Annotated in this window: 12 protein-coding genes; 1 reads left to right on the top strand and 11 read right to left on the bottom strand. The window is 70.9% G+C overall.

The window, feature by feature from the left end:
- Nucleotides 1-30: 30 nt before the first annotated feature.
- Genes ABIA35_RS46885 through ABIA35_RS46870 form a run of 4 tightly spaced genes read right to left on the bottom strand, consistent with a single transcriptional unit; the run spans nt 31 to nt 4,974 of the window.
- Entirely contained in the window at nt 31-1,419 is a 1,389-nt protein-coding gene (locus tag ABIA35_RS46885) for an aldehyde dehydrogenase (protein WP_370334064.1), read from the bottom strand.
- Nucleotides 1,416-2,144 carry a gamma-glutamyl-gamma-aminobutyrate hydrolase family protein gene (locus ABIA35_RS46880; protein ID WP_370362322.1) on the bottom strand — a complete coding sequence of 243 codons (729 nt, stop codon included), beginning with the start codon at nt 2,142-2,144 and terminating at the stop codon, nt 1,416-1,418. Before ABIA35_RS46880 ends, ABIA35_RS46885 begins: the two co-directional genes overlap by 4 nt.
- Nucleotides 2,141-3,505, bottom strand: a complete 1,365-nt coding sequence (locus tag ABIA35_RS46875; protein WP_370334062.1) for a glutamine synthetase family protein — start codon at nt 3,503-3,505, stop codon at nt 2,141-2,143. Before ABIA35_RS46875 ends, ABIA35_RS46880 begins: the two co-directional genes overlap by 4 nt.
- Entirely contained in the window at nt 3,505-4,974 is a 1,470-nt protein-coding gene (locus ABIA35_RS46870) for an amino acid permease (RefSeq protein ID WP_370335155.1), read from the bottom strand. The genes ABIA35_RS46875 and ABIA35_RS46870 overlap by 1 nt, the downstream gene beginning before the upstream one ends.
- 306 nt (nt 4,975-5,280) lie before the next feature.
- Here ABIA35_RS46870 and ABIA35_RS46865 point away from each other — a divergent pair, with 306 nt between their 5' ends.
- Nucleotides 5,281-5,994: a FadR/GntR family transcriptional regulator gene (locus tag ABIA35_RS46865; protein WP_370334061.1), complete on the top strand. Its 714-nt coding sequence runs from the start codon at nt 5,281-5,283 to the stop codon at nt 5,992-5,994.
- Nucleotides 5,995-6,042: 48 nt separating this feature from the next.
- Here ABIA35_RS46865 and ABIA35_RS46860 read toward each other — a convergent pair whose 3' ends face one another.
- The 7 genes from ABIA35_RS46860 to ABIA35_RS46830 all read right to left on the bottom strand — a co-directional run bounded on the left by ABIA35_RS46860 (nt 6,043) and on the right by ABIA35_RS46830 (nt 14,735).
- Nucleotides 6,043-6,519 carry a (2Fe-2S)-binding protein gene (locus ABIA35_RS46860; RefSeq protein ID WP_370334060.1) on the bottom strand — a complete coding sequence of 159 codons (477 nt, stop codon included), beginning with the start codon at nt 6,517-6,519 and terminating at the stop codon, nt 6,043-6,045.
- A 51-nt stretch (nt 6,520-6,570) separates the two neighbouring features.
- The gene (locus tag ABIA35_RS46855) at nt 6,571-8,895 is read right to left on the bottom strand and encodes a molybdopterin cofactor-binding domain-containing protein (protein ID WP_370362321.1); all 2,325 of its coding nucleotides are present in this window, start codon (nt 8,893-8,895) and stop codon (nt 6,571-6,573) included.
- A gap of 106 nt (nt 8,896-9,001) precedes the next feature.
- On the bottom strand, nt 9,002-9,751 hold the full coding sequence (locus ABIA35_RS46850) for a zf-HC2 domain-containing protein (protein WP_370334058.1): 750 nt from the start codon (nt 9,749-9,751) through the stop codon (nt 9,002-9,004).
- Between the two features lie 85 nt (nt 9,752-9,836).
- Complete coding sequence (locus ABIA35_RS46845; protein ID WP_370362320.1) at nt 9,837-10,637, bottom strand: ABC transporter substrate-binding protein; 801 nt, start codon at nt 10,635-10,637, stop codon at nt 9,837-9,839.
- Between the two features lie 155 nt (nt 10,638-10,792).
- On the bottom strand, nt 10,793-11,269 hold the full coding sequence (locus tag ABIA35_RS46840; RefSeq protein WP_370362319.1) for a roadblock/LC7 domain-containing protein: 477 nt from the start codon (nt 11,267-11,269) through the stop codon (nt 10,793-10,795).
- Complete coding sequence (locus ABIA35_RS46835) at nt 11,266-13,584, bottom strand: nitrate- and nitrite sensing domain-containing protein (RefSeq protein WP_370362318.1); 2,319 nt, start codon at nt 13,582-13,584, stop codon at nt 11,266-11,268. Before ABIA35_RS46835 ends, ABIA35_RS46840 begins: the two co-directional genes overlap by 4 nt.
- Nucleotides 13,584-14,735, bottom strand: a complete 1,152-nt coding sequence (locus ABIA35_RS46830) for a hypothetical protein (RefSeq protein ID WP_370362317.1) — start codon at nt 14,733-14,735, stop codon at nt 13,584-13,586. Before ABIA35_RS46830 ends, ABIA35_RS46835 begins: the two co-directional genes overlap by 1 nt.
- Nucleotides 14,736-14,830 lie beyond the last annotated feature (95 nt).

Genomic DNA, 14,830 nt, shown 5'->3' with positions numbered 1-14,830 from the left:
GTCGTTCGTTGCGCGGTTCGGTTGCGCGGTTCAGTTCGTGGAGATGAACACGTTCTTGGTCTCGGTGAAGGCGTCCAGCGCGTCGGGGCCGAGTTCCCGGCCCAGGCCCGACTGCTTGAACCCGCCGAAGGGCGTGGAGTACCGCACCGAGGAATGGGAGTTGACCGAGAGGTTGCCGGCCTCGACGCCGCGGGCCACCCGCAGCGCACGGCCGAGATCGCGGGTCCAGATCGATCCGGACAGCCCGTACTCGGAGTCGTTGGCGATGCGCACCGCGTCGTCCTCGTCGCGGAACGGCGCCACGCAGATCACCGGGCCGAAGATCTCCTCGGTGAAGGCGGCGGCGGAGTGTTCGACCGGGGACAGGACCGTGGGCGCGAACCAGTAGCCGGGGCCGGACGGTGCGCTCCCCCGGATGGCGACCGGCGCGCCGTCGGGGACGTAGGCCGCGACCTTGTCCCGGTGCGCGGCCGAGATCAGCGGGCCCATGTCGCAGGACTCGTCGAGCGGGTCACCGACCCGCACGCCGTGCACCGCGGGCTCCAGCAGGGCCATGAAGTCCTCGAACACCGACTGCTCGACGAGGACGCGGGACCGTGCGCAGCAATCCTGGCCGGCGTTGTCGAACGCCGCCATCGGCGCCGCCGCCGCCGCGGCCGCCAGGTCCGCGTCGGCGAAGACGATGTTCGCGCTCTTGCCGCCCAGTTCCAGCGTCACCGGCTTCACCTGCGCCGCGCATCCGGCCATGACCTGCTTGCCGACCCGCGTGGAGCCGGTGAACACGACCTTGCGCACCGCCGGGTGGTCCACGAAGCGCTGGCCCACGACCGCACCGCGCCCGGGCAACACCTGGAACACCCCCTCCGGGATCCCGGCTCGCAGTGCCAACTCGGCCAGACGCAGCGCGGTGAGCGGGGTGAGCTCGGCGGGTTTGAGCACGACCGTGTTCCCGGCGGCCAGCGCCGGCGCGAACCCCCAGCCGGCGATCGGCATCGGGAAGTTCCACGGCGCGATCACGCCGACCACGCCCAGCGGCTCTTTGAAGGTGATGTCGATCCCGCCGGCCACCGGGATCTGCCGGCCGAAGTTCCTTTCGGGAGCGGCGCTGTAGTACTCGAGAACGTCCCTGACGTTCCCCGCCTCCCAGCGCGCGTTCCCGATCGTGTGACCGGAGTTGGCGACCTCCAGGGCCGCCAGGTGCTCCCGGTCGGCGTCGACCTCGGCGGCGAACGCCCGCAGCAGCCGCGCACGGTCGGCCGGCGCGACGGAGCGCCAGCTCTCGTACGCCGCCGCGGCGCGCGCGATCGCGGCGTCGGCCTCCGCGGTCCCGGCGAGCTCGACCTTGGCGATCACCTCTTCGGTGGCCGGGTTCACCACCTCGTGAACGGAGCCGGCGGACACCGCCTCGTTGTCGGTCATGCGTTCTCTCTTTCGATGCTGTTCTTCGACGCCGCTTCGACGAGGGCTTCGAAAAGGCGGTTGTCCTCCGGCGCGGCCTCGGGATGCCATTGCACGCCGAAGACGAAGTCCCGCTCCGGCATCTCCAGGGCCTCGACCGTCTCGTCGCCGCACCAGGCGGCGGGCAGAAGACCGTGCCCGATCTCGGCGACCGCCTGGTGGTGGTAGCAGCGCACCGGTACCGGGCCGGTGCCCAGGATCGGCGCGAGCCGGCTGCCCGGCCGGACCCGGACGCTCTGGTCCCCGAACACCGCCGGCGCGGGCTGGTGCACCACGTCGCCGAGCCGGTCGGGCAGATGCTGGATGAGGCGTCCGCCGAGCGCGACGTTCATCAGCTGCATCCCGCGACAGACCCCGAGGACCGGAATCTGCTGCCGCAGAGCCTCGCCGAGCACCGCGAACTCCCAGTCGTCCCGCTCGCTGTTCGGCGTGCCGGTCCGGGGATGGGGATCCTGGCCGTAGGTGTCCGGATCCAGGTCCGGTCCGCCGGCCAGCAGGAGGCCGTCGATGGCGGCCACGGCCTCCAGCGCACCTGATTGCTGCGGCGGCAGCAGCACCGCGACGCCTCCGGCCCGAGTCACGGCACTGACATAGGTGTACGGGATCAGTGCGGCAGGCTGCTGCCACACTCCCCAGGACGCCATGTCGTGGTACGAAGTGATGCCGATCAGGGGTCGTCCGCTCACAGCCGCTCGAACCCCCGCCGCCGCTCCCAGTCGGTGACCTCCGAGTCGTAGGCGGCGAGCTCGACCCGGCCGGCGTGGGCGTAGTGCGCCACGACGTCCTTGCCGAACGCGTCCGCGGCGAGCTGGCTGCCCTCGAACGCCTCGATGGCGTCGCGCAGGTTGGACGGCACACGCGGAGCGTCGGAGGCGTAGGCGTTGCCGGCGAACTCCGGCTCCAGCTCCAGCCGGTTCTCCACGCCGTGCAGTCCCGCCGCGATCAACGCGGCCACCGCGAGATAGGGGTTCACGTCGCCGCCGGGCACGCGGTTCTCGAACCGCAGCGACGAGCCGTGCCCGACCACGCGCAGCGCGCAGGTACGGTTGTCGCGCCCCCAGGCGATCGCGGTCGGGGCGAAGCTCCCGGCGACGTACCTCTTGTAGGAGTTGACGTTCGGGGCCAGCAACAAGGAGAAGTCGCGCAGGCCGGCCAGCTGTCCGGCCAGGAAGTGCTCCATGACCGGCGAGAAGCCGTGCGGACCGTCGCCGGCCATCACCGGGCTGCCCTCCCGGTCGCGCAGGCTCAGATGGATGTGGCAGGAGTTGCCCTCACGTTCGTTGTACTTGGCCATGAACGTCAGGCTCACGCCCTCCTGCGAGGCGATCTCCTTGGCCCCGGTCTTGTAGACCGTGTGGTCGTCGCAGGTGTTCAGGGCCTTGTCGTACTTGAACGCGATCTCGTGCTGGCCGAGGTTGCACTCGCCCTTGGCCGACTCCACGACCAGGCCCGCGCCGGCCATTCCGTTGCGCAGCCGGCGCAGCAGCGGCTCGACGCGGCCGGTGCCCAGCACGGAGTAGTCGACGTTGTACTGGTTGACCGGGGTCAGGCGGTGGTAGTCACGGTCCCAGGCCTGCTCGTAGGTGTCCCGGAAGGCGATGAACTCCAACTCGGTGCCCACGTAGGCGTCCCAGCCGAGTGCGGCCAGCCGGTCGAGCTGGCGGCGCAGCACCTGGCGCGGCGAGGCGCTGACCGGGGTCCCGTCGTGATGTGCCACGTCGCACTGCACCATCGCGGTGCCCGGATGCCAGGGCACCAGGCGCAGCGTGGCCATGTCCGGGGCCATGACGAGGTCGCCGTAGCCGCCCTCCCACGAGGAGAGGGCATAGCCCTCGACGGTGTTCATGTCGACGTCGACAGCCAGGAGATAGCCACAGCCCTCCGAACCGTGCGGGACGACGTCGGACAGGAAGTAGTCGGCGGCGATCCGCTTGCCCTGCAACCGGCCCTGCATGTCGGTCAGAGCCAGGACGACCGTGTCGATCGTGCCCGCCGCGACCATGTCGCGCAGCTCGTCCAGGGTCAGGCGACCGCGATACGGACCCATCAGTGTTCAAGCCCTTCTTCGATGTTTTCCAGCTCTTCCAGCGAACCCTGCACTCTCGGCCCGGTGAACCAGCGCCGGGCCGAGACCAGCCACCACACTCCGGCGAAACCGAGGACCACCAGGACCGCGACCGGGGCGTAGTTGAACGATTTGGTGGTGATCGGGCTGACCTGCGGGAGCACGAAGATCACCGTGATCAGCACGGTCCACCCCACGGCCATGGTGCCCACGGGCCGGCTCCAGCGGCCCAGGTGCCACGGCCCGCGCTCGAAGGAGGACCCCTGGCGCAGCCGCAGGAACACCGGGATCACGTACGCGATGTAGAGCCCGATCACCGAGATCGACGTCACCGCGGCGTAGGCGGTGCTGTTCCACATCGAGGGCAGACCGAGCGCGAAGGCGCCGACCGCGGCGAGCCAGACCGCGTTCACCGGCGTGCGGGTGCGGTCGCTGATCCGGTGCCAGATCTTCGAGCCGGGCAGCGCACCGTCCCGGGAGAAGGCGTAGATCATGCGGGAGTTCGCGGTCACCGAGGCCATGCCGCAGAAGAACTGCGCGCCGATGACGATCAGCAGCAGCAGCTTGGCGCCGGTGGTGCCGATGGCGTCGATGAAGATCTGGACCGGCGGCACCCCGGTCCCGGAAGTCACCGCGCCGTCGTACTTCGTGATGGCGAAGGTGATGCCGATCAGCAGGACCCAGCCGGCGGCCAGCGAGACCAGGATCGAGGTGATGATGCCCTTGGGCCCGGCCACGGCGGCGTTCTTGGTCTCCTCGGTCATGTGCGCCGAGGCGTCATAGCCGGTGAACGTGTACTGCGCCAGCAGCAGGCTCAGAAGGCCGACGTAGAGCGGGTTGTGGAAGCCGGTCTCGTTGACGAACTTGGTGAACACGAAACTGGCCGAGGCGTGGTGGGAGGGCCAGAACGCCAGCACGCCGACGATGATCGCGACGCCGACGACATGCCACCAGACGCTGATGTCGTTGAACAGGGCCACCAGCTTCACACCGAGGGTGTTCAGCAGAGCGTGCAGCAGCAGGATCACGCCGAAGATCGTCAGGGTGTGGCCGGGCGTGGTCGCGAAGTTGAACTGCAGGTCCAGGAAGGCGTTGGCGAACAGCGCCGCGCCGTAGTCGATGCCCGCGGTCGTGGCGACCTGGCCCAGGAAGTTGAACCACCCGGTGAACCACGACCAGGCCGCACCGTTGCCGCGGGCCAGCTTGGCCGCCCAGAAGTACAGGCCGCCGGCGGTGGGATAGCTGGAGCAGACCTCGGCCATGGACAGGCCCACCAGCAGGGTCATCAGGCCGACCAGCGGCCAGCCCCAGACGATCATGGCCGGGCCGCCGGTGGTCATGCCGTACCCGTACAGGGTCAGACACCCGGACAGGATCGAGATGATCGAGAAGGAGACGGCGAAGTTCGAGAAGCCCGACATGGAGCGGGCCAGTTCCTGGGCATAGCCCATTTCGTGCAGACGCTGCTCGTCGCCCTCGAGCGGTCTGTCGGTATCGGTGGATTCGGCGGTCACGGAGCACCTCCGGCAAACGCGGCGGGAGTTTCGGGACTCTTAATGGTTGGCTAACCATCCATTGCGGTGCCCGCAAGTGTGGGGCTGGCGTTTCGCCGTGTCAAGCATTCAGCCAGATCAGGCGATTCAGCCGAGGCAGTCGGGGAAACTCGGCGAGTGGCGTGGACACGCGCACGGCGAAGCAGCGATAATGGCCGGGTATCAGGCCTTCGAAAGAACTCATGAGGGGCGATGGTCTCGACGGTGGCTGACGTCCAGGGCTACTCGCTGTTCCAGCCGGTGCGGACGGGCAACGCGTTCGAGGACACGATCGAGCGGATCCTGCGGGCGATCAAGCTCGGCGAGGTGCCGATCGGGGACCGGCTGCCCCCGGAGCGGGAGCTGGCCGAGTTGCTGAACGTCAGCCGGGACACGGTGCGCGAGGCGTTGAAGGTGCTGTCGGCCGAGGGCATCGTCGAGAGCCGGCGGGGCCGCGCCGGGGGCGCCTACGTGCTCCGGACCCCGGCACCGCACGGGCATCTGCGCGAGGCCGTGGACCGGTTGCCGAACGGGCTCGAGGACACGCTGGTGTTCCGGCGCGCCGTGGAGGGCGGCGCCGCCGAGGCGGCCGCGGCCCGGACCCTGGACGCCGAGATGCGGGCCCTGCTGGTGGATCGGATGAAGGCGGCCGAATCGGCGGACATCGCCGCGTACCGCATCGCCGACACGCGCTACCACCTGGCCATCGCCGAGCTGTCCGGCTCGCCGCAGCTGGCCGCCGCGGTCGCCGACGCCCGGCTGCGGAGCAACGACCTGCTGGAGTCGATCCCCATGATGCCGGTGAACCTCCGGCACGCCGCACACCAGCACGAACGCATCACCACCGCCGTCCTCAGCGGCGATCCCGAAGGGGCGCGCCGCGCGATGCTGGAACACCTGGACGGCACCGCCATGCTGCTGCGCGGCTTCCTGGACTGAGTTTCACCAGCCGGTGCCCGCCCGACGGCGCGACGAGCGGGTCCTCACTCACATCTTCTGAGCACCCTCGACGATCGCCTGCCGGATCCGCGAGTACGTGCCGCAGCGGCAGATGTTGCGCAGCGAGTCCAGATCGGCCTCGGTGACCGCCCGGCCCTGCGAGCGCACCAGCTCGACCAGCGCGACCGCGGCCATGATCTGGCCGGGCTGGCAGTACCCGCACTGGGCCACGTCGTGGTCCAGCCACGCCTGCTGCATCGGGTGCAGATCGGCGCCGACACTGGCCGCCAGGCCCTCGATGGTGGTGATCTCGTCGGTCGGCGCGATGTCCGCGACCGGGACCGAACACGGGTTGAACGCCTTGCCGTTGATGTGGCTGGTGCAGGCTTTGCAGACGTCCAGCGCGCAGCCGTACTTCGGCCCGGTCACGCCGAGCAGGTCGCGCAGCACCCACAACAGCCGGACGCCGTCCTCGGCCTCGACGCTGACCTGCTCGCCGTTGAGCACGAAAGTGTGTGTGGTCATCGTTTTCCCTCAGAAGGCGTGAGTCGGGAAGCGCGGGTCAGGAAACGCGGGTCAGAAGGTGTGGGCTAGGCCGTCGGTGGGCGACTGCGGCGTGGACGGTTCCAGCGGAAGCGGGGTGAAACCGAGCGGCGCGTTGTGGTTGATCGGGAAGTAGGTCGGCATCGTGCCGGTGGCCCTGGCGTACGCGCACGCGACGGCCGCGAACGCCGGCGCGACGCCGAGTTCTCCCGCGCCGCTCGGGGTGTCGCTGGTGTTCGGCATGATGACCACCTGCAGATCCGGTGGCGTGTTCCACTCGCGCGTGTAGAAGTAGTTGTCCCAGCTGCCCTCCAGCGGGATCCCGTTCTGGACGTGCAGACTCGAGGTCAAGGCCAGCGCGATGCCGTCCTGCATGCCGCCGATCATCTGCGCTTCCAGTCCTGTCGGGTTGATGCACAAGCCCGGGTCGACGACGATCAGCGCCTTGGTCACGCGCGGCCCGCCCACGCCGTCCTGAATCGGCCGATCGACGGTCGCGGGCGTGCAGTCGATCTCCACGAGTACGGCGATCGCGGCGCGGTACTCCGTGTGCACGGCGATGCCCTGCGCGGTGCCGGCCGGCATCGGCCTGCCCCACTGGCCGAGGTCCGCGGCCTTGTCCAGCACAGCGAGCACCTTCTGGTCGCGCAGGAATCCCCGCCGGAACGTCACAGGGTCCTGACCCATCCGGGCGGCGACCCGGTCGACCGTCAACTCCTGCGCGCACACGACGTTCGGCGAGTAGATGTTGCGCATGCTGCCGGTGTTGAACTCCACCGGAATCTCGTTGAGCAGCTGGGTGGTGACGCCGAAGTCGTACGGAGAGCTCTGCGTCAGCTCGAAGATCGTCTCGGCGAAGGTCAGGTTCCCGGCCACGGGCAGACTCGCGGCGGTCGCGGTGATCATCTCGCCGAGTCCGTGCCCGAAGTCCGTCTGCACGCCGGTGTGCCGCTGCTCATAGCTCAGGACGTTGCCGAGCAGGTAGTTCATCCGCACCCGCGATGTGCACATCGGATGCACCCGGCCCTGCCGGAAGGAATCGGTCCGGGACCAGGAGAGCTTGACCGCCTTGCCCATCTTCTGCGAGGCCTGGGCAGCCTCGGCGGCGACGTCGTGGAACAGGTGCCGCCCGAACGAGCCACCGCCCTGCGTGACGTGCACGGTCACCGCCTCGACCGGCAGACCGAGCTGTGCGGCGATCTCGGACTGCGCGACGATCGGCACCTTCAGACTGGCCCAGATCTCCGCACGGTCGCCGCGCACATCGGCGATCGCACAGTCCGGTTCCAGCGGGGCGTTGCTGGCGAAGGCGAACACGAACTCGGCGTCGACGGTCTGGCTCAACAGCGGGGGCACGATCATCGGCAGCTGCGCGGCCCGCAGCTTCTCCAGCACCGTCGCGTCCGACTCGCCGTCCACGGTGCCCGGGCCCCAGGTCACGTCGACGACCTGGATCGCGTCGATGCACTGCCCGAACGTCTGAGCCCGGATGGCGACGCCGTGGCTGATCGCGACGGCATCGGTGACGCCCGGCATGGCCAGGACCGCGGACAGGTTGTTGATCGCCACGACCGTGCCGTTGATCGTCGGCGGGCGCGCGACCATCGTGGGCAGCGCACCGGGCACCGTGACGTCCATCGCGAACTGCTTGCGGCCGGTCACGATGTCCCGCGCGTCGATGCGGCCCCGCGGCGTACCGAGCACCCCGAACTGCGCCGGGGACTTGAGCGAGGCGGTCACGGCGACCGTCTGGTCGGCGGCCGCCGCCGTGGCCAGCGAACCGTAGGTCGCGCTGAGCCCGCCGGGCCCGCTGACCACGCCCGCGGCGGTGCTCACGTCGGCCGCCGGGACATTCCACTGGGCCGCGGCGGTGTCGACGAGCCGCTGCCGGGCGATCGCGGCGGCGGTACGCACCGGGAGGTACATGCTCCGCACGGAGTTCGAGCCGCCGGTGAGCTGGTTCATCAGCAGCTCGGGCCGCGCGTCGGCCAGCCCGACCTCGATCTTGTCCAGCGGCAGGTCCAGCTCCTCGGACACCATCATCGCGACGGCCGTGGTCATCCCCTGCCCGACCTCGGCCCGGGGCACGGCGAAGAAAGCGGTCCCGTCCGCGTCGAGCCGCACCGAGATCAGGCCGGAGGTCGGAGCCGCGGCCAGGTTCTGCATGTCGCCCAGATCGAACAGGTCCTCCGGCTGCGGCAGGGTCACCACGGCCGCCCCGGCGGGGGCCGGCTGAGCCCAGTCGACCGCCACGGCCAGCGTCGGCGCGGCGACCAGGAAGCCGAGGAAGCGCCGCCGCCGCAAGCCGGCATCGGGCTCGGCTGTGTCCTGCCGCTGCGAACTGCCGTGGTCAGCCATGAAGACACCTCACCGAAGGGCTCGGAGTTGACGTGTGACGGTGTCCGTAGTGTGCCAGGCGATACACCAGGTGACCATGACTCTGGTGTTCGCTATCAGGGTCCTACTAAGGAAGCTCGTGCCGCGCCAGAACCGTGCCGTCCCCGGTGAAAACGGCCACCGCCCGCAGCCGCGCGGCCGCCAGCGGGATGTCGCCGCTGAACACCACGCGGGTGCTCGGCGTACCGGACCAGCGGCAGGCTTCGATGCGCGCGCCGTCGTCCGTCGTCACTTCCAACACACACTCGCGGAGCGCCCGGGGTGAGCGGAGTTCCACGTCCAGGGCGGTCAGGTCCTCGGGCAGGCTCTGCGCCGACACGGTCAGCACCACCGCCGCCGCTGCCGCGTCCGGTGCCGCCGACGGGTCCGGCGCCGGCTTCGCCGTCTCGCCGGGGTGCGCCGCCGGCGGTGTGCTGTCCGCGTAGGCGGGGGCGAAGCCGGTGGCGACCATCGCGGCCGAGAACGCGCCGCCGGCCAGCAGTGCGCGCCGTCGGCGGGACCACGACCGCGCCGGCCGTGCCGAGCGATCGGGGCGGGCGCCGGTCACGCTCGCGGGCTGCCCGGCCTGCGCCCCGGCACGCCGTGTCACCGTCGCCGTCAGTTCCCTGATGTCCTCCGGCGAGAGCGAGTCCAGCAGACCGGGCAGTACACCCAGACTCGTGTACTCCAGGTAACAGATGTCGCAGTCCTGGAGGTGCTGCTGCATCGCGGCCTGCTGCTCGGGCTCCAAGGCGTTGAGGACATACGCCGCGAGCGCCTCACTGTTCGCCGCGGTGTGTTCCGGTCCCGGCTGGGTGTTGCGGTTCCTTGAGCTCATCGCATACCTCCCCACCGGGCATATCTCGTGGTCCGCTTGTCGGTCATGGTACTCGCGCGCGAAGTTGCGAAGAGATGAACGGACGTCAATTGATCGCTCCGTCCAGCGTCGCGGCCGGGACCCTGCCGGCGGTCAGGCCCCAGCGGGACAGGATGGCCGCGTACTCGCCGTCGTCGATGAGGTCCTGCATCGCGCGCAGGATGGCGTCGTCCATCGGCTTGTCCTCCTTGGCCAGCGCGAAACCGTAGGGAGCCTTGTCGATCTGGTCGCCGGCGGTCTGCAACTGGCCGCCGGAGTGCGCCGTCTCGTACGAGGCGATCGGGGCGTCCTCGAACATCGCGTCGGCACGGCCGCTGAGCACGGCGGCCCGGGAGTCGGCCTCGGCGGCCACCACGACCGTGGTGATCGGGCGCAGGCCGTCGGCGACGCACTGCGCCGACCGCGAGGACAGCACGGGATCCACCTCGACGGTGCCCTCCTGGGCTGCGACCCGGTGCCCGCACAGCGACTCGTCGTCCGGATAGAGCGTCAGCGGGTTGCCGCCGCGCACCAGCAGCGAGGAGCCGGCCTGGAAGTAGGTGACGAAGTCGCCCAGTTCCTCCCGGCGCGTGGTGTCGGTGATCGAGGACACCCCGATGTCGTACTCCCCTTGTTGCACTCCCGCGAGGATGTCCCGGAACTGCACCTGGGTGAACTGCACTCGCACACCCAGCTTGGCCCCGACCGCGCGGGCCAGGTCCACGTCCATGCCCACCAGCGTGCCGTCGGACTGGCGGAACTCGTCGGGCGGGTACGTGGGGTCGGTCGCGATCGTCACGAGCCCGCGGGCCAGGATCTCCGGCGGCAGTTGCGAGCGGGCCCCCGGATCGACCTGGCCGACACTCACGTCCGCCGCGGACCGGGGGCCGGAGGCCCGGCACCCGGCTGCCAGCCCGGGTCCGCAGGCCAGCGCCGCGAGGACGGCCAGCGCTCTGATCCGCCGCCGGTGCCCGTGCCGGTGCCGAAGTCGGGGGCGAGCCGCGGCGCGGGTGTCCGCGAACCTCACAGCGGCCTGGCCCGCTGCAGTTCGCGGACCAGCGGCGGCGTCAGGCGCGCGCCGGCCTGACGGGCGTACACGGTCATCTCGAAGGCCACCGTGCCGAGATCGGATTCCTTCAGGGCGCGCACGCCGAGCAGCGCCCGGTGTCCGATCGCCGCCACCAGGAGATAGCCGTCGGCCAGATCCAGGATGATCTTGTTCAGCGGGCCCAGGTCCTCGGTGGTGGTCACCGCGCCGGCCAGGCTCGCCAGCCCCGAGACGATGGCCGAGAGCCGGTCGGCCGCGTCCGGGCCGCGGGTTTCGGACGCCGCGATCGGCAGCCCGTCCGCGGAGACCACGATCGCGTCGGTGACGCCGTCGGTCTGCCGGACGAAGGCGTCCACCGTCCAGGAGAAGTCCTGCGCCTGCCGGCTGAGTTCGGCCCCGGCCGGTGCTGTCGGTGTGGTCGGTGTCGTCGGTTCTGTCGGTGTGTCGCTCATTGCTTCTCCACGCTCGTCTCCGCAGCGGCGCGCGCCTCTCCCGCTTCGAAGGCCTCGATCTCGGCGCGAACCGCCTCCGGGTCCGGTGTCGGTGACGGCGTGCCGGGCGTGCCGCCGGTTCGGGGCGCCATGGTGGCCCCGGGCACGCGCCGGTCCAGCCGGAACGGGACGGCGCCGGGGTCCCGGGACGGCTGCCAGGCCGGCAGCGCGTCGTCGGGGTCCGGAGCCGACGCGCCGGCCCTCTGGGCGGGAAGCTGTCGTCCCACGCCTTCCCCGCTCCACGCCGTCATCGCACGACGGATCGCCTCGGCGACCTCTGGTGGGATCCCGCCCTCCGCCCCGCCCTTCTCGGTACCCGCCACGAACAGCCGGTCGGGAATGACGACGACCGCCGTGACCCCGCCGCCGGGAGACTCGGACAACCGCACGCTGAGCCCGTGCCGCCGAGCAAGCCGGCCGACCACGAACAGGCCCAGCAGGTCGGTCGGCGCCAAGTCCAGCCGTTCGCGCGAGACCAGGCGCGTGTTCTCCTCCTCGATCCGGTCCGCGGGCATGCCCACGCCGTGGTCCACGATCCGCACGCACCGGTCGCCGCCGATGCTGTAGGCCGCGACCTCGACCTTGCTGTCCGGCGGCGAGAAGGCGACCGCGTTGGCCAGCAGCTCGGCCAGGACCAGGACGACGTCGCCGGCCGTGCGGGGCCGCAGGAGGTCCTCGACGACCGAGGTCAGGACCACGCGACGGTAGTCGTCGATGTCGCTTTGCGCGGCGCGGACGGCGTCATACAAGGTCAGCGGCTCGCCGGGGGCTCCGTCCTCGTACGGGGTGCCGGACAGCACGATGAGGCTGTGGGCGCTGCGGCGCAGCCTGGAGGCGGCGTGGTCGAGCCGGAACAGCCGGTCGAGGCGGTCGGCGTCCGCCTCCCCGGCTTCGAGTTCGTCGATGAGCGCCAGCTGCCGGCGCACCAGGTTCAGGGTGCGCCGCCCGATGCTGCCGTACATCACGGCCACATTGCGCCGGCTGAGGATCTGCCGCTCCAGCAGCCGCGCCGAGGTGGCCTGCACCCGGTTGAACGCCTCGGCCAGCGTGCCGACCTCGTCGCGGCTGGTGAGGCGGACCGCCGCCAGGCGCGGCATCGGCGCGCGCGGCCCGGAGTCGTCGACGTCGGCGACCCGGCGCAGCTCGGAGTCGGCCAGGTCGGCGACCTCGGTCGCGGCCTCGGTCAGGCCGCGCAGCGGTTCGGAGATCGACCGACGGATGCTGATGCTGAGCCAGATGACCACGACGACCAGGGCTTCCACCGCCACGCCGAAACCGAGGGCGGCGATCCGCTCGGTGTGCGCGGCATGCTCGGCCTCGGTGGAGATGTCGTGGGCGATCTTCTCCTCGACCAGGACTCGCAGGCCGTACTGGGCCGTGACGGCGTCGGCGAGGCGGTCGACCAGGACCCTGCGGTCGTCGGCGGGCTGGGTCTGTGTCTGCGTCTGGGTCTGGGTCTGGGTCTGCGAAGCCGGGCTCGGGGCGGACCCGGCCTGGGCATCAGCGGGGGCACCGTGCGCGGTCTCGATCTGGCCCTGCAGATCGTTGACGAGCGCGGAGGCCGTGCCGAACTCGGCCAGGCGGAACAGCCGCGCCTGGTCGGCCGTGGCCAGTTCCTTGAACCGGTCGACCTCCACGGCCTCGGCCTGCTCGGCGCGGCCGGCCGCGCCGAGCGCCCCCGCGGCGCCGGCCGGCGCCGCGAGCGAGGCCAGCAGTGCCGCACCGGCTGTGCCGCGGTACTGATCGGCGCGGAACAGCGCGTCGAGCGCGGCTTGGTCCGCGCTGCCGGCGACCGTGGCGTCCCGGGGGTGGATCAGGCCGATCGCATCGATCAAGGCGCCGACCACGGTGTCGTAGGCGGAATTGAGCCGGTTCGGCGTCACGGTCTGGTGCAGCACCTGCTGGCGCAGCGGGCCGAGGCCGTCCACGCCGTCCAGGGCGGCGGTCAACTCCGGGGTGAGCCGGCGGCCCAGGGACCGGCGCAGATCGGCCGCCGCCCCGGACACCAGCGCCTCCTGGACCACCACGGCGTTCGGCGCGGCGTCCGGCGAGGCCAGATAGGAGATCGACAACAGCCGCTCCTGCTGCACGTCCTGCACCAGCGCGCCGATCCGGTCGGCCGCCGTCATCAAGCCGGCCAGATCCGAAGCCTGCGAAGCACGGCTCACCCGGTCATCGATGAGCGGCGCGGTCGCCAGGAGCAGCCCCACGAGCGGAACGGCCACGAGCAGGTGGAGCTTGTGCCGAATGAGCAGCCCGCGCCGAGGGCGGGTCATCAGGGGTGCCGATCGGGCAGGGCGAGCGGAGCCGTGTCGGCCGGGGGCTGGGGCTCGGGCTGGGGCTGGGGCTGGGGCCGTTGCCCGGACCGCCGACTCGACACCTGACGGCGATGCTGCTCCGGTTCCTGCTCGACATCCGGGCCCGGGCCGCGCCGCCACCACAGCCATCCCAGCGACGACGCCGCGAGCATCGCACCGCCGCCGAGCAGCGCCGCCACTTCCAGCCGCTGCCGGTCGTACCCGGCCTCGCGGACCTGGAGCAGCTTGTCCAACTCGTCCAGGCCGGCCGTCTCCAACACCTGCACAGCCGGGTCGAACGCTTTGCGCTCCTGGGACACGGTCGGCGCCGACCGCATGATCAGGGCCTCGTCGATCGCCGACGCCGTCGGCGCCAGCGCGTTGATGTCGGTGTTCACCAGGTCGACATCGCCCAGGAGATGCGGACCCAAGGTGGCGCTGCCGGTGGTGCGGAAGACCTTGTTCAGCGCGGTCACGAACGCGTGCGCGTCCACGGCGATCCGGTCCCGCAGCACCGCGATCTGCGCTGTCGCAGCAGCCGTACCCGGCTGCGTCGTCCCCGTCGTGGGTTCGGTCAAAGTCACCTGGTCGTCGTAGCGTCCCGCCTGCACTTCCATGTCCGGCAGCAAGACCGTCAACGCGTCGATCAGATGGTAGGCATCCGCCCTGGAATCCGGCACCAGGCCGGACGCGTCGTCGATGGCCGTGATCTGTTGCAGAAGCAGGTCCGTGACCTGGCTGTACGCCCGATAGGCAGCCGCGCCGGTCGCCGGGTTGCCGGACAGGGCCAAGACCTGGGGCCGGATCTGGGCCCACAACGTGCCGGCGCCGGGATCCGGATCGCCGGGCAGGCCTGTGGCGTCCACGGCGGCGACCGCCGTGGCCAGGCCAGGCTGCGCCGGCGGCAGGCTCCGCACCGCCGCCGACTGGGCCTGCGCGACCGACACCAAGAGCTTCACGGTCTGGCCCAGATACTGGATTCCGCGCCTCTCGGCACGCACCGAGGCCAGCGACGTGCCGGAGTTGTCCCACACCACGGCCGCGGCCCCGACAGCCGGAACGACCGCCGCGACCACCAGCGCGATCACCGCGACCCGCCGCCCGCGCCGCCTCGCCGCGACTGTGCCCATGCCGGAACCAGACCTTTCGCCGGTGAAAGCGCGAAGACAACCGCCCGCCGGCGGAAGTGGCGGGGCAGATCAGCAAAGTATGCATGGTCACAGTA

This window comes from Catenulispora sp. MAP12-49, assembly GCF_041262705.1.
In the GTDB taxonomy this organism is placed as follows: Bacteria; Actinomycetota; Actinomycetes; order Streptomycetales; family Catenulisporaceae; genus Catenulispora.
The sequence above is the reverse complement of the archived record's forward strand: the minus strand, read 5'-3'. Positions and strand labels throughout refer to the sequence as shown.